The following is a 25,288-nucleotide window of genomic DNA, read 5'->3' as shown; positions in this document are numbered from 1 at the left end:
ATTAATCGATTAAAAGATTAGCAATAGCGTGTTCAAAAGAATCTTGTTGCGTGGATTCTTTTAGCTGCTCAATGGTGCCTTTGAAGTATATTTTTCCTTCGAGAATAAAAATAATCTGATCGGATATTTCTTCCACAAAGCTCATAATATGAGAAGTAACAAGAATTGTTTTTCCCTTTTGTTTTTCATTGAGGATGAGCTGCTTCAAGGTAATCATAGCAGCAGGATCAAGTCCTGTTGTCGGTTCATCGAGAATCAAAATAGGATTGTCAAACATAAACGTCAACAAGAGATTGACCTTTTGTTTGGTTCCTCCAGACAACTTATTCAGTTTCTTGTTGAGAAAAGGAGAGAGCTTAAACAAGTCAATCAACGGTTGGTGATCTTTTCCCTTATCATCCCGTAGATCCTTAATCATCTGAATGAGTTCTATAACGGTGATGTTGTTTGGAAAATTGGCAATTTGAGGCAAATAGTCGATGTTTTTTCGATATTCCCATTGATTGGCAATGTTTTGTCCATTAATTTCAATGGTGCCTTGATCCGGATAAACCATTGATAAAATACACTTGTTTAGCGTTGTTTTACCACTTCCATTCGGACCTAAAATAGCCAATACCCCTTGGTCAATGGTGAGATCAACCCCTTGAAGGACTTGGTTATCCGCAAATCTCTTATGTAAATTAGTTATCGTTATCATGTTGAATTTGTTTGATGAAAGGTTTGGCGTCTACTAGATTATCAGGCGTAAATACAGGAGATACTTTCTCTGAGAAATCTATGATATCCACAAATAGGCTGCGGAGAAAAATAATGGACTCAGGTGTTTTATTGACAATATAAGAGAAGAGTTTAATTGGGCGATAGGGTACATCCCCAATTCCATCTTTATCCAAATCATACCCCGTGTAATTACTCCAGTAATTAGAATCAAAATTATTCTGGTTGAGCTGTCCTTGATAGAGTAAATCAAAAGAGTTATTCAAAAAATTATTGTGATTCACGAGGTTCTGATAATTTGCTCCTCTAGAGTTTAGTGCCCATCCATTACTGATAAAATCATTGTGGGTATATTGTACGCGGTTCGATCCTTCAATATTAATTGCCGTGGTGTTATTTTTAAACACATTGTAGCTAATTTCAGTATCGTTGACCTCTTTTAAGAGCACACCATAGGCGGCAGAGCCCCAGTTGTCACTAAATAAATTGTGACTCATCTTCATGGATTTAGAAAACATAATCGCTACACCAGCTCCGTTGTTGGTATACGAGCAATTCGTAACCACATCATGGTTGGAAAACATAAAATGCAATCCATAACGAACATTGTTTTTACTGATATTGTTGTGTATCGTACAATAATTAGAAAACTCCAAGTAGATTCCATCTCGTACTCTTTCTACATAATTGTTTTTGATTTCGATGTTGTTGCAGTACCACAGCTGAATCCCATTGCCTGAATTAAATTCACTCTTGGCTTTGCCGTAAATTTTATTGGATATTACTTTACCCTCTTTTGATTTTTCAAGGTAAATACCAAAGAATAAATCCCTGATGGTATTGTTTTCAATGATAAAGTGCTTGCTTTCTCGTACGCGAATGGCCGCATAATCTTTGATGTAACTCGTTCCAACATTGATAATCGTAAAATCTTTGATGGTGACGTAATCGGCTTGAATGATAAAGATTTCGCCTTTGTTTTCTCCATCGACGATCGCATTTTTACTCAGTAGTGTGAGGGGTTTCGTAATGCGGATATCCGTTTCTTTATACGTTCCTGCTTCTACAATGATGAGGTCATAATCTTCAGCCAATGCAATAGCCTTTTGTATCGTATTTACCGTTTTTTGTGGGTGAACGGTAATGGTTTTGGCAATTGTTCCCCATCCTTGTACAAGTAAAATAATAGCACATGCAATTTTAAGTGTGTTTTTCATAGATGTAAGGGGTTATAGACGAAGTAGATTAGTGATGAGACAATTGTTGACGAAGCGTAGCGAATGTATAGTGATCGCCGGTATATTCTTCCAATAGTTTGGTGGCTTGTTCTTTGGTATTTGTAGCAGATAAAAAAGCACCCATCGGACTCGGAATGTTTTTAGAGATGATGAAGTTCGCTTCCTCTGCTGGAATCAAGACCCCTGGATTGAGTAAATCGGCAACCAAAAGATGCTGATAGACGGTGAGGGGTTGATTTTGCTGTTCGATATAATGCAACATACATTCGATGGCATCGAACTTATAATTTTTGCCTTTGGTGGTTACCAATTGAGCGGCGTGTTTATTATCGACAATTCCCATTTTACAAAAGTCACAATCATCCGTGCCATATTCAATGGGTTGTACTTTTACGGTACAAGAAACAAAAAGTACAAGAAGGATAAGATAAGCGAATGGTTTCATATTACTTTTTTTTAGATTTAATTCCCAGCACATAAGCGAGGAAGGTAAGCAGCAATCCGAATCCCATGAGGTAAGCCCCAAGATGAGGATAAGAATAAGCGTCAAAATTTAGTATTTTGCGATGACCAAATAACGGAGGCTCATAGGTTAAAGGATTTCCTTGGGCATCGACCATCTTCATGATGGCATGTGGATCTAAATCACTTCCGTAATCAATCAACCAAAGGTTAAAATCATACATCCCTGCAATTCCTAAAACGGCCATAAGCACAAGCCAACCCAAAAAGAAAGAAGGTTTTACTTTATTGAAGTATCCCCCAATCCCCAAGGCAATACCGAGGATAGCCATGGAGGCCACTACAATCGGGAACACAGTAAATTCCCACATCTGTTCTGGTTTTGGGATGGTTTTCATCCCAATATAATGATTCAAACCGTCAATATTTTGAAGGTCAAATTCTCCTACACCCTTAATCCCATCAATATAAATATTCATTCCCAAGGGAATAGGATATTGTGGAGCTCCAAGTTCAATGTTCCATAGCGGAAAATAGAATAAGGATAGGAGTAAACTAGCCCCCACTATCATTAAAATAGAGGATTTTTTCATGTTTTTCTTTTTAAAAAGGACAGGGTTTTACGCCTGTCCTTTTGTGAATTAAGATTAAAAAGCGGCTTTATATTACTTGTTATTCACCATCTAAAGACCAAGAAAGAGGAAGTGTAGAATCTGCTGGAGATACGCGTACGTAACCTTGCATTTCTTGGTGTAAAGCAGAACAGAAATCCGTACAATAGAACGGCCAAACTCCAACTTGTTTTGGTTCCCATACAAAGGTTTCTGTTTTTCCAGGTGTAACTAAGAGTTCGGTTGTATTGGCACCTAACATACTGATTCCATGCGGTACATCAAAGTCTTGCTCTAAGTTGGTCACGTGGAAATATACTTTATCTCCTACTTTAATTCCTTCTATATTATCCGGTGTAAAGTGACTGCGAATCATCGTCATGTAAATGTGTACCTCTTTTCCGTTTCGCGTTACTTTTGTTTCGGCAGGTGATTTTGCCGCATACGGGTGTTTGTTTTCATCTAGCTTATAAATCTGTCGGGCTTTATCCTTGATCTTGTCTGCCTTAATGGCTGCCGCATAGTGCGGTTCTCCAATCGTAGGGAAGTCAAGTAATAATTCCATCTTATCGCCAGAAATGTCATAGAGCTGAGCCGAGTGGTTCAAATCTGGACCTACAGGTAAATAGCGGTCTTTGGTAATTTTATTCATCGCTACCAAGTATTTTCCGTCTGGTTTTCTTGAGTTTCCACCAGGAATCATCAAGTGTCCAACAGAGTAGAAGGTAGGTTTGCGGTCAATAATCTCCCAAGTACCCAATTTCCATTTCACTACTTCCGAAGAAATAAAGAAGGTTGTATATGCATTTCCTTGGCCATCGAATTCAGTATGTAAAGGACCTAATCCAGGTTGTTCTACTACACCAGCCAATACATCCTCAAATTTTAAAATTGGAAGACCATAAGCTTCTCCATCAAATTTCTTTTTCTCGATGGCATCTAGCATTTTGGTAAAAGAGTGCACCGTTAAGTTAGCTGAGAGTTTACCATTTCCAATGATGTATTCTCCTGAGGGATCGACATCACATCCATGGGGTGATTTTGGCGTAGGTAATAAATACACCAAATCAGGAAACTCACTCGCATCTAAAATAAGCACTTCCTCCTTCATGGTATGCGTTGCTGTATGCGTCGCATTGTCAAACTTATTGTGTGCATATTTCACCGGCATTTTTTTCCCTTTTCCTGCTTTGATGTATTCCTCTGCTTTTTTCCAGTTTACCGCAGCAATAAAATCTTTGTCGTTTTGAGAAGCATTTACCTCTAGTAAACTATGCGCTTCTTCGGTATTATAGGTTGTAAAGAAGAACCATCCGTGTGATTTACCACGCCCAGGGTGTGATAAGTCATAGTTAAAACCAGGCATCTGAATTTGGAAAGACAAATCCATTTCTCCTGATTTTTGATCTACTTTAATGAAGGATAAGGTTCCTTTAAAGTTTCCTTTGTATTCTTTAATTGGAATATCGCGTTGTGGAATAGGCACAGAAAAACGAGTTCCTGCCACTACATATTCGGTATTCTCCGTTACAAAAGACGAGCTGTGATTTCCTGCACTATTGGGTATTTCAACAATTTCGGCTGTACTAAAGTCTTCCAAATCAATACGAGCAATACGAGGAGTATTATTTCCATTGATGAAAATCCAACGTCCATCTAATTCCCCATTGGTTTGAGAAATATCAGGGTGGTGGGAGTCATCCCAAGGAATAAAACCATGGGAAGTCATCAACATGGGTTTTGTTTCTTCACTATAGCCGTAGCCTTTTTCTGGATCTTGTGAGAATACCGGAATTACTTTGAATAATCGCCCTGAAGGCAATCCATATACTGATAATTGGCCGCTAAATCCCCCCGAAAAGAAACCATAGTATTCGTCGTATTCACCAGGTGCTACATACACTTTTTCAGCTGCATTGGAGGAAAGCGCTCCTTTGTTGTTTTGCTTAACTTTGTTGCAACTGATGAAGGTAAGTCCAACCAGACAACTGACTAAAGTGAGATTTATAAACTTTTTCATACTTGATGTTATTAAGGTTACAGTGTTCTAAAATATTCTAGTACGGCGCGAGCCTCTTCTTCTGTCAGGTTTTGGTTCGCCATTGGTGCACCATTGAATTCTTTAAGTAAATCTTGTGCTAAGGCATCGTGTTCCAGCATGTTTTCAGGGTTTAGAATCATGTTCATTACCCATTCTGGCGTACGACGCTCTAAAATGCCTTTAGGTGCTGGTCCAATAAACTTTTTGTCTGGTTTGTGACAAGCAGTACACATGGTTTTGAATACTTCTTGACCTTTTGCTGCCATGGCTTGATCAATATCACCCAGCATTAACGTTTTGATTGGCCCTTTCCCTTTATTTACTAAATCAATTCGCTCAGAAGCAGGTGCATTGGCTGCATCTGTGGTTGCTGAACTCGATGGGGTAGGAGTTGTCGTTTCTATTTTTCTTTCATTCGTTGTTACACTTTCTTCTGACATAGGTTTTGCCGATTTATCACCACATGATACGAGTGTTAAACAGCCTGCAAGTAGCATAAATGATAGGACTTTTGATTTCATCTTGATATAGTTTAGATATTATTTTAACCCAAAGTTACCGCCTTCTTGTAGGTGTTTTTTATGATTCAAATCACAAGTGTGTAAATAAAAGAGGAAATTGTCTTTTTTGGTTATGGGTTAAGGGTTATTGGTTAAGGGTGGGGGAGATTGGTGAGGGGGTGTGATGTAAAATTCCGTAGTGGCAAATGGCAATTTGCCAAGTAACTAGATAAGGATGTAAGTTGATGAGGGGGTGTGATGTAAAATTCCGTAGTGGCAAATGGCAATTTGCCAAGTAACTAGATAAGGAGGTGAGTTGAAGAGGAGGTGTGTGATGTAAAATTCCGTAGTGGCAAAAGGCAATTTGCCAAGTAACTAGATAAGGAGGTGAGATTGGGAGCGCGGGATGCGGCCCCTCCTTCGTCGGGGTGATTACTGGGTGTAAAAAGAGGTGTGGTAGGGTGAACAAACCTCACAAAGCACAAACCTCACAAAGAGCAAACCTCACAAAGAGCAAACCTCACAAAGAGCAAACCTCACCCCTACCTGGTCTATTCCTTTTTATAAAATCTGCACCATACCTATAGTGCAGTGGAGCTATACCTTTGAAGGTAAATAAGGAGGAGATCCAGAGAAGGAAGAGGGAAACCACTATAAAATAGGGGTTTATACTTCCTAGTTGAGCATCCTTCTTTAGGGTAAACTTGTCTTTGAAATCAACTGTAATACATACTTAGAATGAAAACTGTCTTTTTTACGGAGTGTTCTGTTTCGCTTAGCGCGTTGTTTTTTACACCAGCAATAGCGGTTGAGACGCAAACGATGCAACCTATTTCTTTTGCGTTTAATGGGAGTAATACCGCCATCTTGTTCCTAGTGGTTATGGGAATGCTGATGGTATTTGCCTGTGGATTTTTGTATATGGAAGCGAAGAGCTTGCTGCAGGCGTATCAGCAAAATAAAACCCAACTGCTAGGGAAGGATGCTCGGCCATTTATCCGTTTAACGCCCCAGCAAATCAAAAAACTGTTGCTTGTTTTGCGATCAAAAAAACACGGCTTATTGCTGTTCTTGGGCTTGTTTTGTATGCCCGCTGTTTGGGCGCAGACGTCGATGAAGCTAGAAGATCGGCCGTTGCTTCAAGAACCTGGAATTTTAATCACCATTGGTTTACTCTTGATTCCCATTGTTTTGGGTGTATGGATGATGGTGATACAAGTTCGCCGTTTGATTCAGAATCAAAGAAAAAAGATGGTCAAGCAAGATATCGACCACCTGGTGCATTACTTTGAAAATTTGTCAGAAGAAGATTTAGAAGTTTTCATGCAGCGCAAGGAGGCTTTGGACTATACGCTTTCTCGAGAAACGCTACTGAGCGATGAGGCCGCCGCTGATCAACGCGGATTGATTCATGTTCAAGAACGAGAAGGATTGCCTGTTGTGTCCGCGAAGAAACGCAATGCAACCCAACTGACTGTTGATCCTCAATTGGCGAAAGTTATTCTTTGGTTTTTGGGTACTGCAAGTTTTTGGTTACTCGTAGGAACGACAGTAGGGGAATATTTGGGTATTAAGTTTGTTGCCCCTGATATTGATCACAACAGCTGGCTGAGTTTTGGAAGACTGCGTCCTGTACACACCAATGCTGTATTTTGGGGATGGTCTTCCTTGGGGATGATTGGGTTGGGATACTATATCGTTCCTCGGGTTAGCAATACTGCTTTGGCCAACTATTCTTGGGCTTGGTATTCGCTTATTTTGATTAATGCCTCGGTTCTCTTTGGTTCCATTAGTTTGATGATGGGAATAAACAATGGAGGAGGAGAATATAGAGAATATATATGGCCGATTATGTTGCTGTTTGCTTTGGGGTTGTACTTTACCTTGAGAAATTACCTTCAAACGATTGCACAACGCAAAACAGAAGAAATTTATATCTCGAATTGGTATATCGTAGCGGCTGTAATTTTTATTACCGTGGTGGCAATCGTGGGGTATTTGCCTTTTTGGCAAGATGGATTAGGAGAAACTATTGTACAAGGGTACTATATGCATCAAGCGGTAGGGATGTGGTTTATGTTATTTACCTTGGGCATTGTGTACTACTTTGTGCCTCAACAGTTGAATAAACCCATTTACTCTTATAGCTTGGGCATCTTGGCGTTTTGGACACAGATCTTGTTCTATACGCTCATTGGAACGCACCATTTTGTGTTCAGTGCTATTCCTTGGTGGTTGCAAACGGTTGCGATTGTAGCGAGTGTAGGGATGGTCATTCCCGTTGTAGCGGGTACAACCAATTTTGTGATGACATTCAAAGGGGCTTGGCACAAAATGAGAGATAGCTATACCGTTCCTTTCTTTGTTGTGGGGATTATCTTCTACTTTACAGGATCTTTACAAGGGACAGCCGAATCATTTCGATTTACCAATCTCCTCTGGCATTTTACCGATTTTACAGTGGCACATTCGCACCTGACGATGTATGGAATTATCGCCTTTTTACTCTGGGGTGGTATTTATGCTCTTGTACCGCAGTTAACCGGAAAAGAAGCGCCTCAAATTACCGTAGGCGCGCACTTTTGGCTGGCACTGATAGGGTTGTTGTTTTATTCTATTCCGTTGATGTATGGCGGAACTCTACGTGGTATCCTTTGGATGGGGGGATGCTCCCTTTATTGAAAGTGTCAAACTCATGATGCCTTATTGGTTATGGCGTGCCATTGGTGGAACCCTGATGTGGGTTTCTCATCTGTTTTTTGCTTTTAATTTTTATCGCATGACACGTACACTGCAACCCGAGGAACTCATACAGACGGATATAGCCCTGGAACAAGTACAACAACGAATGAAATCGACTACCAACTCTTAATTGTCAATTATGGAAATCTTCAATAATCACAAGAAATTATACCTCCTAGCGAGTGTGCTATTTGTGCTGTTGACTCTTTTTGTAGCGCTTGTACCAGCGCTAGATAATCAAGCTAAAATACAGCCTTTACCAGATGCGATACCCTTGAGTGATGCCGCAGTAAGAGGCAAACAAGTGTTTATTGCCAACGGATGTGTAGCTTGTCATAGTCAGCAGGTGCGCAATGTTGAAATGGATCGCAAATGGGGAGGTCGACCTTCAATGTCTGCGGATTATGCCGGAAATAAGCGCATCGATGTGTGGACTAATACGGCCACGTTGATGGGAACAGAACGCACAGGACCTGATTTAACGGATATAGGCACGCGTCAGCCGAGTATCGACTGGCATCTGGTGCATTTGTATAATCCGCGGATTGTAGTAAAGGAATCCATTATGCCGGCGTATCCTTTTTTGTTTGACTATAAGCAACATCCAACCGATACGGATGTGGTGGTGGCTGTTCCGGAAGGAATGATGAAACCAGGCAAAGGACAAGTTGTTGCCAGTCAAGAGGCTTTAGATTTAGTGGCCTATCTACAAGAATTGAAACAAGCCAAATTACCAGAAGCAACGGTAGCGCCAGAATTTCTATATCCTTTAAAAGAGGCAACCGCCACAGTAACAGGTGGAACTCAAGTAGTAGATACTGGCGTGGATGGAAAAAACCTCTATATGACCAATTGTGCCACTTGCCATCAGGCGAATGGGGAAGGTTTAGCGGGAGCCTTTCCGCCTTTGAAAAATAGCCCCATTGTGATGAGTGACAATCTACAGCTTTTTGTAGATATCATCTTGAATGGTTATGATGCTAGGGGGGAATACGGGGTTATGCCTGCAGTGGGAACTAATTTAAATTGGACCGCTAATGAAGTAACTGCCATCGTCAATTATGAACGCAACAATTGGGGAAATCAAGCCCCACAAGTCAGCGTGGAAGAAGTACAGCAAATCATGGATTATATTAACCAAATCAAAGAGAAAAAATGAAAGTGAAACAAAGTATCCTCGTGTTGGTGGTAGGATTGTTAGCCACCACAGGCTTATACGCTTGTCCTGTTTGTGAACGCAATCAACCCAAGCTCTTAAAAGGCGTTGTGCATGGCGCTGGACCTGATAGTCAATGGGATTATCTCATTATTGGAATCGTTGCGATTATTGTAGTATTGACCTTGTTCTTTTCAGTGAAATGGTTGGTAAAACCAGGGGAGAAGCAAGGGAATCACATCAAAAGAACTGTTTTAAATGAGTCATAGTATGGAGCAAAAAAGCAAGGTGTATCTCTTTATGGATGAGGATACACAACCGCTGGCTGTATTGGAAACACCCATTACGTTTGAGTTGGATACCCACCGATTGACAGATGGTGTCCATGTATTAAAAATTGTCAGTCAGGACTATACTGGAAAAGAGGGAATTCGAACGATTCCCTTTACGGTTAAGAATGGCCCTTCGATTGAAGTGGAAGGCATCAAAGAACAAGCAGTGGTGGATGGCGTTGTCGATATTATGATTAATGCCTATGGAAAAGGAGATCCCAAAACGTTTTTGGTGACGGGTAGTGAAACACCGCAAAGTATTCCGTATTGGGTGTGGATTACTATAATTGTCGTTATTGCTTGGGGTATTTATTATATGGTAAGGTATTTGGGTTAGTTAAGGGTTAAGAGTTAAGGGTGAGAGGGTGAAATCGGAACGAAGTGAAAATCGGAACGCAGTGTAGATTCATCGAACACCAAAACAAAATAGTAACTCAGTGAGATATATTCATCGAACGCCAAAACAAAATAGCAACTCGGTGAGATAGATGGTGAGGAGGTGTGGTGATGATATGTAAAATCTCGTAGTGGTAAATGGCAATTTGCCAAGTAACTGGATAATTTGTTTGATTAAGAGTGAAAAATAGTAACTCGGTGAGATATATTCATTGAATACGAAAATAAATATAAACCCATGAGATAGAGGGTGTGGTGATGAGGGGGTGTGGTGGTGATGAGGTGAAGTACCTTACCTCATAACCCTTACCTCATAACCCTGAAAATGAAAACTGTCCACTGTCCACCATAAACCGTATCTTCCTTTGACTCTTGTTTGGGTTTCGTTTGAGTCACCTTCGGTAAAATGGGGTTTAACCCACGTAAATCCTAGGATGATCCGAACAACTACCGAACAAACCTCTAAGGGTGTTTTTAATTAACTTTGATAATCAGGTTTTTGTGTTTTTTAAAATAGCCCAAAAAGGAGTAAAAAAGGAAAAAAAGGACTAAAAAAGGAAGTTTTACTGGATTGGTATTGCCTAAATAAAAAAAAACGCTAAGAGTGGTACTCTTAGCGTTTTTTGTGTTCTATTTTAAATCAGCAATAGAAGCTCCAAAGTTGATGTGTAACACATGGCCATTCGGTAAAACTAAAGCAGGAACGGATTGTACTCCGGCGCGTTCTGCCTCTTGTACCTTTTCTTGCTCTTCTCCTAAGTGAATAATTTCAATCGGGTGATCGGCAATTAAGTGTAATAAGTCCTGCTCTGCGCTCACGCAAACGGGACAACCTGCATGATAAAAAACTACTTTTTTCATTTTACATCGTGTTAAATTGATTATTCAAATTGTAGGTTAAAAGTAAGACCCTTTGAAGGGATTGCTGTGGTACAGTATTGGAATATGAGGGTGGGCCAGGAGGGATTTGTGAGGTTTGCTCTTTGTGAGGAGGTGAGGAGGAGGTGAGGAGGTGAGGAGGTGTGAAGATGAGATATTCTTCTTTAACCGAAGAAATTATCAAAAAAGCTTCTAGCAAAAAAACAAAAAAGCAACCTAGCAGATAATAGAAAACCAATTTGTTTCTTTTTTACCCTTTAAAAAAGAAAGGGAGCTTTGTGAGGTTTGCTCACCGTCTCACCGTCTCATCACCTTACCCTTTTATCGTATCGTAATCCACCCCCAGTATGTGTCCCTGACGCAGGAAGGGTCGCATATTGCGCTCACACCCTGCTATGGAGTAACTAATCGGAGTATTAGGAAGAGTAACGAGCGTTGAGTAACAGATGCGATGCTTCCTTCGTCAGCATGACATACACCCCGCACAAACGTGAAGTCGTAGGGTTTATCGATTAAAGAGGATTGTTACAAAAATGCCTTTTGCAAAAAAACAAAACCAATTTACTTAAAAGCAAAAAACATCTTTACAAAAGATAATCTACCTCCAACGTAAGTCAAATAAAGAGCGTCAAATGTTTGAAAAGGCTGTAAAAATAAAAGGTGTTTGAGGAGGTGAGGTTTGTGCTTTGTGAGGTTTGTGAAATCGTGGGTTTTATTGATTAAAGAAAGACTCTGTTTAAAGAGTTTTTTTTGCAAATCGTCTTTAATCGATAAACCTACAACTTCACAAAAAACAAAAAAACGACTTAGCAGATAATAGAAAACTAATTTGACCTTTATTTGGATTAGTTGAAGGGTTTTTTGTTTCTTTTTTACCCTTTAAAAAAGAAAGGGAGCTTTGTGAGGTTTGCTCACCGTCTCATCACCTTACCCTTTTATCGTATCGTAATCCACCCCCTGTATGTCTCCCTGACGCAGGAAGGGCCGCATCTCGCGCTCACACTCTGTAGCGGAACAACTAATCGGAGTATTCTTGTGTGTTACAAGCGTTGATTTTTACCTCTAGTATCCACCCCCTGTATGTCTCCCTGACGCAGGAAGGGTCGCATCTCGCGCTCACACCCTGCTATGGAGTAACTAATCGGAGTGTTAGGAAGAGTAACAAGCGTCGAGTAACAGATGCGATGCTTCCTTCGTCAGCATGACATACACCCCGCACAAACGTGAAGTTGCTTTTTTGTGAAGTCGTAGGGTTTATCGATTAAAGGCGATTTGCAAAAAAGCCTCTTGCAACAAACCTCACAAACCCCTTTCTGGACCACCTTTAAAATCGCAATTCTGTATCATTCTAGTCCTCCAGAGAGGCTGTATGTTTGTATCAGATTAGTTAAAGGTTAAGGGTAGTACACTGCAAACCGTAAACCAAAATTGTACACCAAAAATGGTTCTGTGGCTGAGTGGTAGGCCTGGTTACGCAATAACCAGTAGGTTGGTTCGAATCCAACTGGAACCTCAAATTAGTTGACGGTTGACGGTGCACAGTTGACAGTGGTGAACCGTAAACCGTAAACCGTAAACTGAAAACTGTACACCGTGCACAGTAAACTGTACACCAAAAAATGGTTCTGTGGCTGAGTGGTAGGCCTGGTTACGCAATAACCAGTAGGTTGGTTCGAATCCAACCGGAACCTCAAATTAGTTTACGGTGGACGGTGAACAGTTAACAGTGGTGTATCGTAAACTGTATACCGTGAACTGTAAACTGTGCACTACACACAACATCATCTTTAATTTTTTACATCCTTCTTGTCATCTGCTGTTTGGTTTCAACTCGCTGTCATTTCGGTTGACCGCAGCAGGTACTTGGAGGGACTCACTTTTAAATATCAATTTCATGAAATTACACCGAGAAGGAAAAGGTCCGATTACTGTTGCGAGTTGCGTATTTTTAGTATGCAACGGATTAGCGTTTGGTTTACTGAGTACAACGTTGTGGTATGTACAAGGGTTTATTTTGCTCTTAACTTCCGTTTTATTGGGTTTAGTCCTTTTTTTCTTTCGAATTCCAAAGCGTGTATTGATTCAAGGCGAATCCTGTATTCAAGCGCCTTGTGATGGTACCGTAGTAGTGATTGAAGAAGTAGAACCCGATGAGTATTTCAGTGAAAAGCGCTTGCAAATTTCCGTTTTTATGAGTGTGCTTAATGTACATGTCAATCTCAATCCCATTGAAGGCGAAGTCGTGTATAGCTGTTACCACAAAGGGAAAAATTTGGTGGCTTGGCATCCGAAGTCCTCTACTGAAAATGAGCGTCATAGTGTTGTTTATAAGCATGCTAATGGCAAAGAAGTGCTGGCAAAGCAAATTGCAGGTGCCTTGGCCAATCGCATTGTCAACTATTTGCGCGTGGGTGAACGAGCCGTGCAAACACAAGAAATGGGGTTTATTAAGTTTGGATCACGAGTGGATCTACTGTTGCCTTTGGATTGTACGGTGAATGTACAATTGGGGGATAAAGTAGAAGGGGGAATCACAACCTTAGCGCAATGGAAATAAGCTTAGGGTTCATATTCCTGTAGGCATTCACTGATGAGGCGAACTCCTCTTTCTAGTTCTAGGGTAGAAAGCGTACCAAAACTCAAACGCAATCCATCCGCAGTAGTGGAAGGTGCATAGTAGTCATTTGGATTGACTAGCTGAACGCCTTTCGCTGCTAAGCGTTGAATGAATAGGGAATAATCAAGGGGATACAACGGTTTAATCCAAAAGGCTAATCCGCCGTCTGGCAGGTTAAACGTTACTCGATCCCCTAAGTATTTTTGAATGAGCTGACGTGTGAAGTCTCTTTTCTCTTTGTATAAACTTGTCGCTTTTTTAATATGTTTTTTGATCATGCCGTCTTCAATAAGTTGAAGTACGGCTTGTTCCATGATACGATCTCCTTGAATATCAATGATCTTTCTCAATTGGGTTATTTTTTCAATCAAGCTGTTGTGACTTGTCACTAAGAAACCGACGCGGAGTGCTGGCGCAACAACCTTACTTAAGGTGCCAATGTAGACATAGTTTTCCAGTTCGGGGTAACTACACAGTGGTAGTACCGGTCGGTAGGTATAGTGAAACTCATTGTCATAATCATCCTCAATGACGGTAATATTGTACTGATTCGCCAGTTGAATAATCTCTAGGCGTCGTTGTAGACTCAGTGTTACGGTTGTCGGAAATTGATGGTGAGGGGTGAGGTAAACGGCTTTGATTGCTTCATTTTGTTGCAGTCTTTTTCTCATGGTTTCCACGCAAATGCCCTCTGCATCAACTGGAATGGGAACCAAGGTTGCCCCTGCGTGTTCAAAAGCTTGCCAAGCGGATTGGTAACCGGGGTTTTCCACTAAAATAGCATCTCCTTTTTGAAGCAAACATTGCGCAATCAAATAGATGGCCATCTGCCCTCCGCGTGTGATGCATACACAATCTTCTTTTACGTGCATGCCTCGTTGGTGGTTGAGCATATGCGCAATGTGTTGAATAAATCGCGGATCCCCTAGTGCATTGCCATACCCCATCATTTGCCATTTTGCATTTCGGTTGAAAATTTGTCGATAGGCACGGGCTAATTCTTTGACTGGTACAATTTTACTATCAGGATATCCATTGTCAAAAACAAGTGGTGCAGGGTGCTGTAGGTCTGCAGCTGCTAGTGTAGCGGAAGGAGTTTTACTTTTTACCGGTCTAGATTGGGGCATCGTTTGCGCAATATAGATGCCTTTGCGCTCTACAGATACCAACCATTCTTCATCCAATAAAACACTAAGAGCTTTGACAATCGTATTGCGGTTGACCGTCAACATGTCTGCTAAGGTTCGCGTACTCGGTAGAATATCTCCTTTTTGAAGTCTGCCCTGTTGGATAGCATCAATAATAGCATCCGCTATTTGCAAATAAATGGGTTTATCAGCCGTTTGATCGAAGCGAATTTCTAGTTTCCAAAGCCTTTTCATATGGACTACGTTATAATGTTTATTAAACGAGAGTAAGTAGACCAAAGATACACAATATGACGCTAATGACCAATGCTTATTTTTTCTTTATACCCAGTGTTTTAAAGGTAATAAAATGAGGTTATCTCGTTTATATACAATGAAGTATACACCAAATAAAAGATAAGTTGGCCGCTTGAAGTAGCGTAATTCTATTACATATAGGTTTATTGGCGTAGTGCTGCTAGTTCCAGTAGTTTCAAACAGGTTTTATAATTGCGGGTAGTAGCCACGACATGCAGTTTTTGTTCCAGTAAAGCATTGGTGATTTTGGTTTTACCATATCCATTTGCAGCGACGAAATAAGCTGCTGTATCCGTCAGAACTAAGTGTTCTTCGGGTGCTTTTTTATTCAACAAGGCTGTGGGTTCGAGTACTGTAGGTTTGGAATTAAAAAAGGAAATATACAGCTGTGCTTGTTGCTCAGGCTGCGTAAAAGGACAGTGGTCCAGGATTGTTTGCAGGGAAGTAAGCGGCAGGGTAAGGACGGAAACGAGTAAACCCAGTTGGTCCGTTAAGGCCTGTTCGATGCGATTTGTGATTGTATTGACATCCGTTTCTTCCGATTGAAAGATGACATTGCCACTTTGAATATACGTTTGTACCTGGGCGAATCCGATTGTGTGGAAGAGCTGTTTTAGAACATCCATCGTAATTTTATTCTTACCACTTACGTTAATAGCGCGAAGCAAAGCAATATAGGTTGTCATACGGTTCAGGTTGATATTGATGCCACAAAGATAGCAGATTCCCTTTATTTAGCTGCCTTTCGACTTCTCTTTGTTGGATTAGGTTAAGCGTGTAAACGTGCCATTCATCAAATAAAATAAACCAGTGGTCAAAGAGATTCGGGCGGTTGAGGGATTTGGAATTGATTTGCACCAAAATCAAAGAAATGAAGATACGTTTAGTTGCCGTTTGTTGGGCTTTCCTTTTTGGAATGTTAACGATGCAGTCACAAGAAAAGATGATAGGAGAATTTAAGGTGGATTATGTCCCTTTTTCCAACTATGTACGACCGATAGACAGTTTGAAAACACCTGCGAAAACAGATTTTAGAAGAGCAGAAATAAACATTGAAATTCCCCTATCCATGCACATGGATCAGCGTGGAAAACCGCGTACTTGGTCCATTATTGCACAAGGAGCCTATGCTAAAATGCAGCATAAATTATATGAAGAAGAGCTATTCCCAACTGAATTATTAAATGCGCAAATTGGGGTTAAACACTTTCGTTCGATTAGTGATTCTTGGTCTCTTTTAGTGATGGGAACCGTTGGTTTATATACGGATATGGAAGTGATTAATAGTCAAGCTATTTTGGGACAAGGAGGGGTGTTTTTTATCAAGCATTTCAACAAGAAAGTAGCCTTGGGAATAGGACCTGTTTTGACGAATAGCTTTGGGGTGCCTATGGTTTTACCAGGTATTTATTTTAATTGGGAAACCCATGGCGATTTCTATGTACGCGTAGCTTTCCCTCAAGGCGCAGAAGTAGGGTATAAGGTCAATGAAGTGGTAGATGTAAAACTAGCAGCTGATTTACAAGGGATGACGGCGGTGATTAAACAAGACGACAAAAATATGCTCTTGGGATTCCAACAGGTTGTTGCTGGTTTGCGACCGGAGTTTAAGTTTAATGATCATCTAACTTTGTCTCTTACCGCAGGTAGTTCCCTTGTTCGTTCCTTTTCGTATAATGAGCGTAAGATTAAGAATATTTTTAAAGAGAAAAAAGAAGCTGATCCACGATTTACCACGACGTTTTATGGTGCCGTAAAATTAAAATGGGCCCTGTAGGGCAAATGGCAATTTGCCCCTTACAAAACAATAAGCAAATAAAAAAGAGACGAATTTTAATTCGTCTCTTTTTTATTTGTTTAAGAAATTTTTATTTGCTTAATAAGTTTTTATAGATAATATCATTGAGGAGTGCTTCCTTACGCAAACGAGCGATGGGTAAAGAAGTACCTTGGATGAGGACTTTATTCCCAGAAATAGAACTCATGTGGTTGATGTTAATGAGATAGGATTTGTGTATTCTAAAAAAGTGTTCTTGGGGTAATAACTCCTCTAAGGCTACCATTGTTTGATGGATGATATAACTTTTTTGAGGGGTGTGAATGCGGACATAATTTTGCATGCCTTCGATGTAGAGGATGGTTGCCCATTGAATTTTGACAAAACTATCCTCGTGTTTGATATACATGGAGCCATCCGCTAAACCTAGCTCTGCTTTCTGTTGATGTTTCAGCTCATACCATTCTTTGGCTTTTAGGGCAGCTTGATAAAAGCGTTTGAAGGCGATGGGTTTTAATAAGTAGTCTACAATTTGCAAACGGTAGCCCTCTAACGCATGTTCCGAATAAGCCGTTGTAAAAATAACCATGGGCGGTTGACTAATAGCTTCTAAGAAATCAATACCCGATAAATAAGGCATATTGATATCGAGGAATAGCAAATCAAACTTATCCTTACTCATTAATTCTTGAGCTTCTAATGCAGATCCACACGAAGCTGTGGCAGTTAAAAAGTCTACTTGCGCAATAAAATCCACAATAGCTCTTCGCGCTAGAGGTTCATCGTCAATGACGAGGCATTTTAGTTGGAGTGTATTTTTATCTGTTGTCATGGTTTAAATCAATTTGGAGCACTACAGTAAAGGTATCTTCTTTTTCCTCTAATTGAAACGTATGTGCATCAGGATATTGTATTTTTAATCGTTCTGTTATATTGACAATTCCAATACCACCTTGTTGTTTTTCTCTTTTGAATCGGTCGTTATAGGAATTTTCGATGGCTAAAGTTAGCTTTCCTTTTTCTTCTTTGCAGCGGATGTGTACATAACCCTGTTGATGAGGCAATCGGGAGACGTGCTTGAAAGCGTTCTCTACGAGAGGAACCAGAAGTAAAGGAGCAATTTGCAGCTGTTTGGTTTCGATCTCCCATACACATTGAACCGTGAGTTCCTCTTGCCATCGAATTTCTTCAATGGCTACTAGATCTTGTAAATATTGAATTTCTTGATGCAAGAAAACATGCTGTTGGTTGCATTCATAGAGCTGATAACGCAGGATATCCGAGAATTTAAGTAGTACCGTTGACGCTAATTCTACGTTGTTTTGCATCAGGATGTGAATGTGATTGAGGATGTTGAACATCAAATGCGGATTGATTTGATCCTGTAGGAGCTTAATTTGGGCCTCTAAATGCTCTTGTTTCAATTTGGCGTTTATCTGTTCAATTTTATAGTGTTCCTCATAGAATCGAATACCACAAGTTGTAGTCACAATAGCCATAGCAGAAGGAAAGGAGCTAAACAATTTGTGTACAAAAAACTGTTGCCAGGTAACGGCACCTGCATCGCGGAGTACAACAGTATCGTTGACGTAGTATGGAAATAACGTAAAGAAGAAGGAAATCAGTATATTTAGGAGAAGGATGCCCACAAAGAAAACCAGAATAAAGCGTTTCATTTTCCCCTCTTTTAAGGCTTTTGGCAGTACAATATCACTTAAATAATGAGCAACGGTAATAAAACATAACATAACCGTCAAGCAATGTAAAAGCCAATAAAGCGGGCGATTATTGATGTGGATATAGGGCCATACCGAAAGAGCGAGGACGGACCAGAATAAAATAAAAAAGAGGCGTTTGTGTTTGCTTATATTGATCGTTGGATGCATGAATCACTTAAATTTGAACTACAAAGGTAAATAAAGGATAATCATTTGATTCAAAGAACTATTTTTTGACCAATGGAATGAATTTTTTGATGAATGGTTTCGTTTGAAAAAAAGAAAGCACAGCACTTAAGCTATGCTTTTTTCTTTTTATTACAAGAACATATAGCTAACCCCTAGTTGCACTTGATTTGATTTGGATTTGAAGTTTTTAGAAAGACTGTTTAATTGACGCGCATACGTTAATTCAACAGCAAATCGGCCCATCGTTACCCCAGCACCTACTTGTGCTTTGACATTGTTTTTGTTGAAGTTCCAATCGCCCGTTGTCAGATTGTCAATGGCGCTTAATTTGTCGTTGATTACTCGAGAATAAACACCTCCTGCTAATACGTGAAGACGTATGGTATTGAAATCAAACAAGGTATAACCAATCGAAACAGGAAGGTCAATGCTTTTCCATTTCGCACGGTCAATTAAAGGGTTGTCCAGAGAAGATTTAGATTCGCTGTACAATAGTTCAGTTTGAACAAAAAAACGATCCATGTGGTATTTTGCTGTAACCCCAGCAGAGAATCCCATGGCACTTGATTTGCTTAGGTTTTCTAAATTACCTGCAATATTCGCGTGATTTGATGCTACTTTTACCCCCAGTTGAAAAGGATTTTGGTTTTGAGCATTTACACTACAAACGGCTAATAGCATACCTAAACTAAAAATTGTTGCTTTCATTTTAATGATTTAAATTATGGAAGCAAATAACCTTCAGTTTAGGCATTTGGACAATTTTCTTTGACCAACGGAAGCTCTCTTTTGATTAGTAGTTCCGAAAGAAGGGTAACGGTATGTTTGTTGCGTTACGGTTCAAAAATATTCATCTTTTCATCATAAATAGGGCTCGTTAGACCTAAGAAATGGAGGACGCTGTGAAAGACGTGATATTGAGATAATAAAGGATTGGGTTTGAGTTTTATAGCATCGTCAGACACCCAGACAAGGAATGGAATCTCATATTGTTCTTTAGGCGCAAAGCTCATGGGCAAGCCGTGCATATACAGATTTTTCTCTCCTAGTGATTCCCCGTGATCCGAAACAAATACCAATGTACTCTTGAAATCGGGCAAGGTTTGAAGGTCTTCAATGATGCGGTGTAAGATATAATCCGTATAGACAATGGTATTGTCATACGCATTGATGAGTTCCTCTTGTGCGCAATTGGCTAGTTCTACACTAGAACAAACCGGACTGAATACTTCAAAGGCAGGGGGATATTTGGTGTTGTACGTTGGTCCGTGACTCGTACTGCTGTGTAGGACCACCAGTATTTTGTTTTTCGTACTCGCTAAAATATCTTCTTTGAGGTTGGTCAGTAGTATTTCATCATAGTCACAATTGCCTGTTATGCAATTTTGGCGCAATAGCTCTTTGCTCTGATAGTTTGAAATATGTACGGGAGGTTCTCCCCAATTGGTTGTTTTCCAAATGACGTCAACCTGGTTGCGGTATAAATAATTGGGCAATATCTCATATAGGTCGTTGGTTTCTTTGTACTCTAAAATACTCTTTACTCCAGCAGTTGTATAGGTGGCGGAGGATTGTGCATCAAAGTGATAGAGCTGTTTGGTCTGAGATAGGAGTGGGTTAGTATTCTTTTCATAGCCATAGAGGGAGAAGTTTTGCTTTCTTGCCGATTCCCCTATTACAAGTACAACAATAGATTTTTCATCTGTAGTATGCGTCACATCAGGTAGGCGTATTTCTTTTTTGTTTTGCTGTGCTTGGTGAACATAGAAAAGCGCAGTATTAACGGTATAGGACCAAGGCATGGCTAAGCCCCCCAATTGTTTGGAGTGTTTGTCAATCCACAGTAGATTGGTCGCATTCATCAAGACTAAGAGAATGATTCCGAGGAGTGAAGCCCCAAAGCTAAGGAGAACGGTTTTCAGCTGATCTTTGATTAGTTTTATTCGATAGATTAAGATACTAGGTCCAATTCCTAAAAACAGAAAATACCCCACCAGTTTAAAGGAAAAAAAACTACTCGATTCTTCATAATTTGTATTCAATAGATTGCCAATCATACTTTCATCTATAATGATGCCATAGGTATGGATAAAATAGAGGGCTACTGCATTCAGTGCAAAAAACAAACTCAAGAGCCCTTTGCCTAATCGATGTGCGAGCGAAAGGAAGAGGTAAAAAGCAAAGAAGTTAGCCAAGATCATGAGGAGAAATAGGCTGCAGATTAAGGCAAGTTTATGAGTCCCTTTGGATTCAATATGTTGAAATACAAATTGAAAAAAGGGAAGATGGTATAGCCCCGTATTGATGATACTCATCCAAAAGGCAAATGTTCGGGTTTGATATTTATTTTTGAACATAGCGTTGTGTCATTTTATAGAGCGAAAATAGAAAGCTGAGTAAAGCACAATAATAAATAAATAAGTTTTCACTTTGTATGCGAAAGAGCAAAATAATACAGCAGATCAGAAAAATAACAAGGAATACCGGATAGTATTTTTTGTGGTATATCCAGGGCCATAAAGCATAACGTTGACTAATATAGGTTCCCAATACCCCTGAAGTATATCCTAATATACAGCCTACAAGTACATCCAAGGGATAATGTGCCCCTACGGCAACACGGGTAAAAGCAAAAAGTAAGCCCAATACGATCATTCCAACAAAGTAAGGGATTTTGTACTTTTTATTTTGCGGACTAAGCGCAAACAGTACAACCGTCAATACGGTAAATACCGTTATAGAATGCCCTGAGGGAAAGCTTGTCGACCCTGATAATTTTTCTCCAATGATGTTGAATGTGGTGTAGTCAAAGGCTTTTGCAGGTCTGGGAATTGCGAATACCTCTTTGGTTATGATAGCAAAGAGAAAGGAAATGAGAGAACTAGTCAAGAGTGCTTCCCATAGTTTAGGCGCATACAGAATGAAAAGGGTTAAAAAAGACAACAAGATTAAGGCATCACCCAATTGAGTGAGGTTTGCTAGGGTTTCGGGAGATTGTTGTACATGGTGATTGATAAAGTAAAACCAATCCTTTTGAATAAAAATATAGCCGTGGACCGATAGGCAATCAAGACTATAAAGTACAAGTGCAATTTTCAACAAGAGCGCAAAAGGCAGTAAAAAAAAGACAACTGTAGGTTTTGAATAATGGGTGTGAATCAACTTGTTCATGTATAGAAATTAACTAGGTTGCAAAAGGGTAGTAAAAAGGAAGTGATCCATCGGTGTAGTGGAGCATGTATCTTCCTTTTGGTGGTGCAAAATAGCTGTGCTATAGTACCTTATCAAATAATAAGGATGAACAGGAGGGGAATTATGATATACTGCGTTGGGCTATAGGCCAACAGAAATAGAAGAGCATAAAAAAAGGAACCCTCTCGGGTTCCTTTTTGACCAATGATTCTACATTAAGCATTATGAATGAAGAGATCACGTAAAAATTTTGAATGCACTGGTCGTGTTTAAACATAGTTATTAATAGTTACTTTATAACCTTTATAGCAGGATGCGCTTTATTTAGTGTTGGATCTTCTTCTTTGTGTTCTTCTTTTTTGTTTTTACCTCCAAAATTGTAAGTGATTCCCAACTTGAATACCCTCATATCATTGTTGAATGTAAAACGCGTTTGTTGATTAGGGTCTTCTAGAATGGATGTTCTAAAACCACCTGTTTTGAATAAATCACTTACGGCAAAGGTGGCAGTGAATTGATCTTGCCAAAATTTCTTACTTACCCCTACATTAACTTCCCCTAGCGAGCGATAGCTGAAGTTAGAGTCGATACCGCCATTTTGATACCAAGCCGTTACTTCCAAACTGAACTTCGCCGGTAATTTAAAATTGTTGTACGTAAATACACCAATGCTATTTTTGTTTGTATTGATGCGGTTATTATCAAACTTAGTATTGTAAAAATAGACACCGTGATAATTTTCCCAACCGTTGAATCCTGGAATGGGCAACGATAAAGACGCTTGCCATTCGCTTCTACTTTTTCCGTTGACACTAGTAAAGTAAGCGCTGTTTACACTTTCATTAAAATAGCTATACAACATCGGATCTGTAATGCGGCTATATCCTAAAGTCAAATCAATAAAACCTAGAAATTGCTGCGTTAGTTCGATATTATTCGAAAATTCGGGTTGCAAATTGGGGTTACCCCAGGTTTTTGTGGTGTTGTTGAGGTAGCGAACCGCAGGATTCAACTTGTCAAATTCAGGTCGTTCTATTCTTCGAGCGTAGGATGCCATGATGGCGTAGTTTTCACTAGGCGTATAGGTAACCTGTACGGTTGGAAATAGAGAGAAATAATCTTGTTTGACTAAGTTTTTATGCTGTAGGGTATCCCCTTTGATGTGGGTGTATTCTCCACGTAAACCTGCTATAATAGCCCATTTACCCTGTGTTATATCAATAGATCCATAAAAGGCATGTACCCCCGTTTTATATTCAAATTTACTTCGGTTCAGCTGATTGACACCTTCGCCTTGTGCAAGTAAGGTATGTAAACGCTCATCTGTCTGCAAACTCGCATAATTGCTCTTGATACCAAATTCAACTTTAGCGCTTGATTGTGCTTCGTCCCATAAGGTATTTTGATAATCTGATTTAAAATTAAACTCTTTGCGATCCGTTGGGTATACGTTATGTTGCTTCGTCATCCAAGGATTTCCAGGTACAAAAGGAGCTACCTTTCCTACAATAAAATCTGTGACATCCGATTTGACATATACTAGACCCGCTGAGGTAGTCCAACTTTCTTTTTCTGCCAATTTATGGGTGTACTGTAAATCCGTTTTAAACGTGGTCAATTTACTTTTGCTGTCATTTTTTTGCATGGATTGCTCAGGAGAAACTTCCCTTGTACCTGTCGTTGTATGTGTTTTAACGGTACTTGGCGTATCATTATAGTCGAAAGATGTTGATAAGCGCAAGACATGACCTCGTTCAAAGGTTCTCGCGACATCAAACTTAACGAGATGTGATTTGCTGTTCAAAAAGGTACGTTGAGACTGATTCAACCAATCTTGATTCGCCGTTGCTACGTCTTTTTTCTCATAGTTTTCTCTCCATCGATCGGGCGCATAACTGTAGGAATACATCAAATTATAGTTCCAATGGTCATTGCCATATCCGAGGTTCAAGGCGTGATCGGTACTAACTTTATGGCTAATACCCACTGTTGAGTTTACCGAACCGTAGAAACCTTGTACTAATTTCTTTTTCGAAATAATATTAATAACACCACCCGTTCCTGAAGCATCAATATTGGCGGGTGGAATATTCATGATTTCAATTGTCTGTAGGGTAGAACCCGGGGTACCTTTGAGGATGGTTTTCAATTGCTCTGTTGTGAGCTGTGTCGGTTGTCCGTCCATGAGTACAGTTACACCTGATTTTCCTTTGATTTTGAGTTCTCCACTTTGACTCATGGTCACACCAGGTAATGATTTCAATACATCATAAGCCGATTGTGTTTGCGCTAAATTACTTTGCTCAATATTTAAGGTTGCTTTACCAGGGGTTACCTTCAATGCTTTTCTATGGCTGGTAATAAGCACTTCATCGAGGATGTTTTCATCACTAGCAAGGGTAATTGTTAGCGGCGTATGGGCAGCAGCTAAGGAAAGTTGCTGTTCTACTGTCTGATAACCAATAAAGCTTACCAGTAGTTTATAATCTCCCTTGTTCTTGTTTACTGTAAAGCTGAAGCTTCCATTTTCTTCACTCATGGTCACGTATTCCTCTTTGGGATTATCGATCGCTTGTAAGAGTAAAGTAGCCCATCCAACAGGCTGATTTTGGGTGTCTTTTACCGTGCCTATCAGTTGCGTTTGTGCACAGAGTACTCCGCTCAAGAGTAGGAATACTAAGAGTATTGTTTTTTTCATTTCCGTAAAATTAAAATTGAGAGGCACTGTACTTTTTCTTTTTTGTAAGACCATCTAGTTGAAGTACAATGCTAAAGGGGTTTGGAGTTAAAGCAAAGGATTAATTTCCGCTATGGTTTGTAAGGCTTTGGTCCGAATAGCCAAGAGCATATCTTCCGTCCGATCGAAGTTGAGCTCATCCAATAGAACCACCTCCAAAATAGCATACTGAGGCATGGCGATGCGGTGTGCGTTCCATTTGCTTTTTTTCAAGGTTTTCCAATACGCTTGTTGCACTTTAGCGTTTTGCCCCATTAACCAAAGTTCGATTTGCATTTCAGCGTGATTGAGCACAATGCCATATCTCAACTTCTTGTCTCTTAGTTCTCGATTAAAAAAAGAAAAATAGCTGTAATCGAGATACCCAGGTGCAATATTCCCTACCTTAAATTCCGCTTTATGATGAAGAGCAAAATCTGCTTTGGTTTGCATCAAAAAGCGCAAGAGAAAATGATAGGCTTGGGCTATCTTCTTGTTTTGAATTTCTTTTTGGTAATGCTGGAGTAGGGTATGAATAGATTTCATTGTTTTTTTTA

21 protein-coding genes, 2 tRNA genes and 1 pseudogene are annotated in these 25,288 nt (G+C 39.8%); 8 read left to right on the top strand and 16 right to left on the bottom strand.

Annotated elements, in window-relative coordinates; translation table 11 throughout:
* Position 1 precedes the first annotated feature (1 nt).
* From M2306_RS07050 to M2306_RS07025, 6 genes are all read right to left on the bottom strand, one after another.
* The gene (locus M2306_RS07050) at positions 2-700 is read right to left on the bottom strand and encodes an ABC transporter ATP-binding protein (protein WP_002991903.1); all 699 of its coding nucleotides are present in this window, start codon (positions 698-700) and stop codon (positions 2-4) included.
* Entirely contained in the window at positions 684-1,937 is a 1,254-nt protein-coding gene (nosD, locus tag M2306_RS07045) for a nitrous oxide reductase family maturation protein NosD (protein ID WP_002991904.1), read from the bottom strand. Before nosD ends, M2306_RS07050 begins: the two co-directional genes overlap by 17 nt.
* Before the next feature lie 28 nt (positions 1,938-1,965).
* Positions 1,966-2,403 (bottom strand): nitrous oxide reductase accessory protein NosL, encoded by a 438-nt coding sequence (locus tag M2306_RS07040; protein WP_259188447.1) that lies wholly within the window; start codon positions 2,401-2,403, stop codon positions 1,966-1,968.
* A gap of 1 nt (position 2,404) precedes the next feature.
* A complete protein-coding gene (locus M2306_RS07035; protein ID WP_115090128.1) occupies positions 2,405-3,013 on the bottom strand; it encodes a hypothetical protein in 609 nt (202 codons plus the stop codon).
* 79 nt (positions 3,014-3,092) lie between these two features.
* Positions 3,093-5,051 (bottom strand): Sec-dependent nitrous-oxide reductase, encoded by a 1,959-nt coding sequence (gene nosZ, locus M2306_RS07030; protein ID WP_259188448.1) that lies wholly within the window; start codon positions 5,049-5,051, stop codon positions 3,093-3,095.
* A gap of 17 nt (positions 5,052-5,068) precedes the next feature.
* Positions 5,069-5,593, bottom strand: a complete 525-nt coding sequence (locus tag M2306_RS07025; protein ID WP_002991908.1) for a c-type cytochrome — start codon at positions 5,591-5,593, stop codon at positions 5,069-5,071.
* Positions 5,594-6,310: 717 nt separating this feature from the next.
* On the opposite strand from M2306_RS07025, the pseudogene M2306_RS07020 reads away from it, so the two are divergent.
* The 4 genes and pseudogenes from M2306_RS07020 to M2306_RS07005 all read left to right on the top strand — a co-directional run bounded on the left by M2306_RS07020 (position 6,311) and on the right by M2306_RS07005 (position 10,139).
* Positions 6,311-8,444: pseudogene (locus M2306_RS07020) on the top strand (cbb3-type cytochrome c oxidase subunit I).
* Between the two features lie 9 nt (positions 8,445-8,453).
* On the top strand, positions 8,454-9,473 hold the full coding sequence (locus tag M2306_RS07015; RefSeq protein WP_259188450.1) for a cbb3-type cytochrome c oxidase subunit II: 1,020 nt from the start codon (positions 8,454-8,456) through the stop codon (positions 9,471-9,473).
* Positions 9,470-9,739 (top strand): hypothetical protein, encoded by a 270-nt coding sequence (locus tag M2306_RS07010; protein WP_115090132.1) that lies wholly within the window; start codon positions 9,470-9,472, stop codon positions 9,737-9,739. Before M2306_RS07015 ends, M2306_RS07010 begins: the two co-directional genes overlap by 4 nt.
* A gap of 1 nt (position 9,740) precedes the next feature.
* Positions 9,741-10,139 carry an SDR family oxidoreductase gene (locus M2306_RS07005; RefSeq protein WP_259188452.1) on the top strand — a complete coding sequence of 133 codons (399 nt, stop codon included), beginning with the start codon at positions 9,741-9,743 and terminating at the stop codon, positions 10,137-10,139.
* Positions 10,140-10,828: 689 nt separating this feature from the next.
* Here M2306_RS07005 and M2306_RS07000 read toward each other — a convergent pair.
* On the bottom strand, positions 10,829-11,059 hold the full coding sequence (locus M2306_RS07000) for a thioredoxin domain-containing protein (protein ID WP_002991915.1): 231 nt from the start codon (positions 11,057-11,059) through the stop codon (positions 10,829-10,831).
* Between the two features lie 1,461 nt (positions 11,060-12,520).
* Here M2306_RS07000 and M2306_RS06995 point away from each other — a divergent pair.
* From M2306_RS06995 to M2306_RS06985, 3 genes are all read left to right on the top strand, one after another.
* A tRNA-Ala gene (locus M2306_RS06995) sits at positions 12,521-12,590 on the top strand.
* A 108-nt stretch (positions 12,591-12,698) separates the two neighbouring features.
* Positions 12,699-12,768: transfer RNA gene (locus M2306_RS06990), tRNA-Ala, on the top strand.
* Between the two features lie 203 nt (positions 12,769-12,971).
* Positions 12,972-13,634 carry a phosphatidylserine decarboxylase family protein gene (locus tag M2306_RS06985; protein ID WP_259188453.1) on the top strand — a complete coding sequence of 221 codons (663 nt, stop codon included), beginning with the start codon at positions 12,972-12,974 and terminating at the stop codon, positions 13,632-13,634.
* A 2-nt stretch (positions 13,635-13,636) separates the two neighbouring features.
* Here the strand turns inward: M2306_RS06985 and pdxR are convergent, their stop codons facing one another.
* Together pdxR and M2306_RS06975 are read right to left on the bottom strand one after the other, a co-directional pair.
* Complete coding sequence (gene pdxR, locus M2306_RS06980) at positions 13,637-15,076, bottom strand: MocR-like pyridoxine biosynthesis transcription factor PdxR (RefSeq protein ID WP_259188455.1); 1,440 nt, start codon at positions 15,074-15,076, stop codon at positions 13,637-13,639.
* 206 nt (positions 15,077-15,282) lie between these two features.
* Complete coding sequence (locus tag M2306_RS06975) at positions 15,283-15,825, bottom strand: DUF1697 domain-containing protein (RefSeq protein ID WP_259188456.1); 543 nt, start codon at positions 15,823-15,825, stop codon at positions 15,283-15,285.
* 185 nt (positions 15,826-16,010) lie between these two features.
* Here M2306_RS06975 and M2306_RS06970 point away from each other — a divergent pair, with 185 nt between their 5' ends.
* A complete protein-coding gene (locus M2306_RS06970) occupies positions 16,011-16,916 on the top strand; it encodes a DUF6268 family outer membrane beta-barrel protein (RefSeq protein WP_115090137.1) in 906 nt (301 codons plus the stop codon).
* A 91-nt stretch (positions 16,917-17,007) separates the two neighbouring features.
* On the opposite strand, the gene M2306_RS06965 is transcribed toward M2306_RS06970, so the two are convergent.
* The 7 genes from M2306_RS06965 to M2306_RS06935 all read right to left on the bottom strand — a co-directional run bounded on the left by M2306_RS06965 (position 17,008) and on the right by M2306_RS06935 (position 25,277).
* The gene (locus tag M2306_RS06965; RefSeq protein WP_115090138.1) at positions 17,008-17,748 is read right to left on the bottom strand and encodes a LytR/AlgR family response regulator transcription factor; all 741 of its coding nucleotides are present in this window, start codon (positions 17,746-17,748) and stop codon (positions 17,008-17,010) included.
* Complete coding sequence (locus tag M2306_RS06960; protein ID WP_115090139.1) at positions 17,735-18,802, bottom strand: sensor histidine kinase; 1,068 nt, start codon at positions 18,800-18,802, stop codon at positions 17,735-17,737. The genes M2306_RS06965 and M2306_RS06960 overlap by 14 nt, the downstream gene beginning before the upstream one ends.
* A 150-nt stretch (positions 18,803-18,952) precedes the next feature.
* On the bottom strand, positions 18,953-19,531 hold the full coding sequence (locus M2306_RS06955) for a porin family protein (RefSeq protein WP_259188457.1): 579 nt from the start codon (positions 19,529-19,531) through the stop codon (positions 18,953-18,955).
* Between the two features lie 125 nt (positions 19,532-19,656).
* Entirely contained in the window at positions 19,657-21,180 is a 1,524-nt protein-coding gene (gene eptA / locus M2306_RS06950) for a phosphoethanolamine--lipid A transferase EptA (protein ID WP_259188459.1), read from the bottom strand.
* Positions 21,167-21,994: a phosphatase PAP2 family protein gene (locus M2306_RS06945; protein ID WP_115090142.1), complete on the bottom strand. Its 828-nt coding sequence runs from the start codon at positions 21,992-21,994 to the stop codon at positions 21,167-21,169. Before M2306_RS06945 ends, eptA begins: the two co-directional genes overlap by 14 nt.
* Before the next feature lie 310 nt (positions 21,995-22,304).
* Positions 22,305-24,713, bottom strand: a complete 2,409-nt coding sequence (locus M2306_RS06940; protein WP_259188464.1) for a TonB-dependent receptor domain-containing protein — start codon at positions 24,711-24,713, stop codon at positions 22,305-22,307.
* Positions 24,714-24,800: 87 nt separating this feature from the next.
* Entirely contained in the window at positions 24,801-25,277 is a 477-nt protein-coding gene (locus M2306_RS06935) for a DUF7000 family protein (protein ID WP_259188466.1), read from the bottom strand.
* Positions 25,278-25,288: the final 11 nt, after the last annotated feature.

Source organism: Myroides gitamensis, assembly GCF_029894455.1.
Lineage (GTDB): Bacteria > Bacteroidota > Bacteroidia > Flavobacteriales > Flavobacteriaceae > Flavobacterium > Flavobacterium odoratum.
This window is presented reverse-complemented; position numbering and strand designations above follow the sequence as displayed.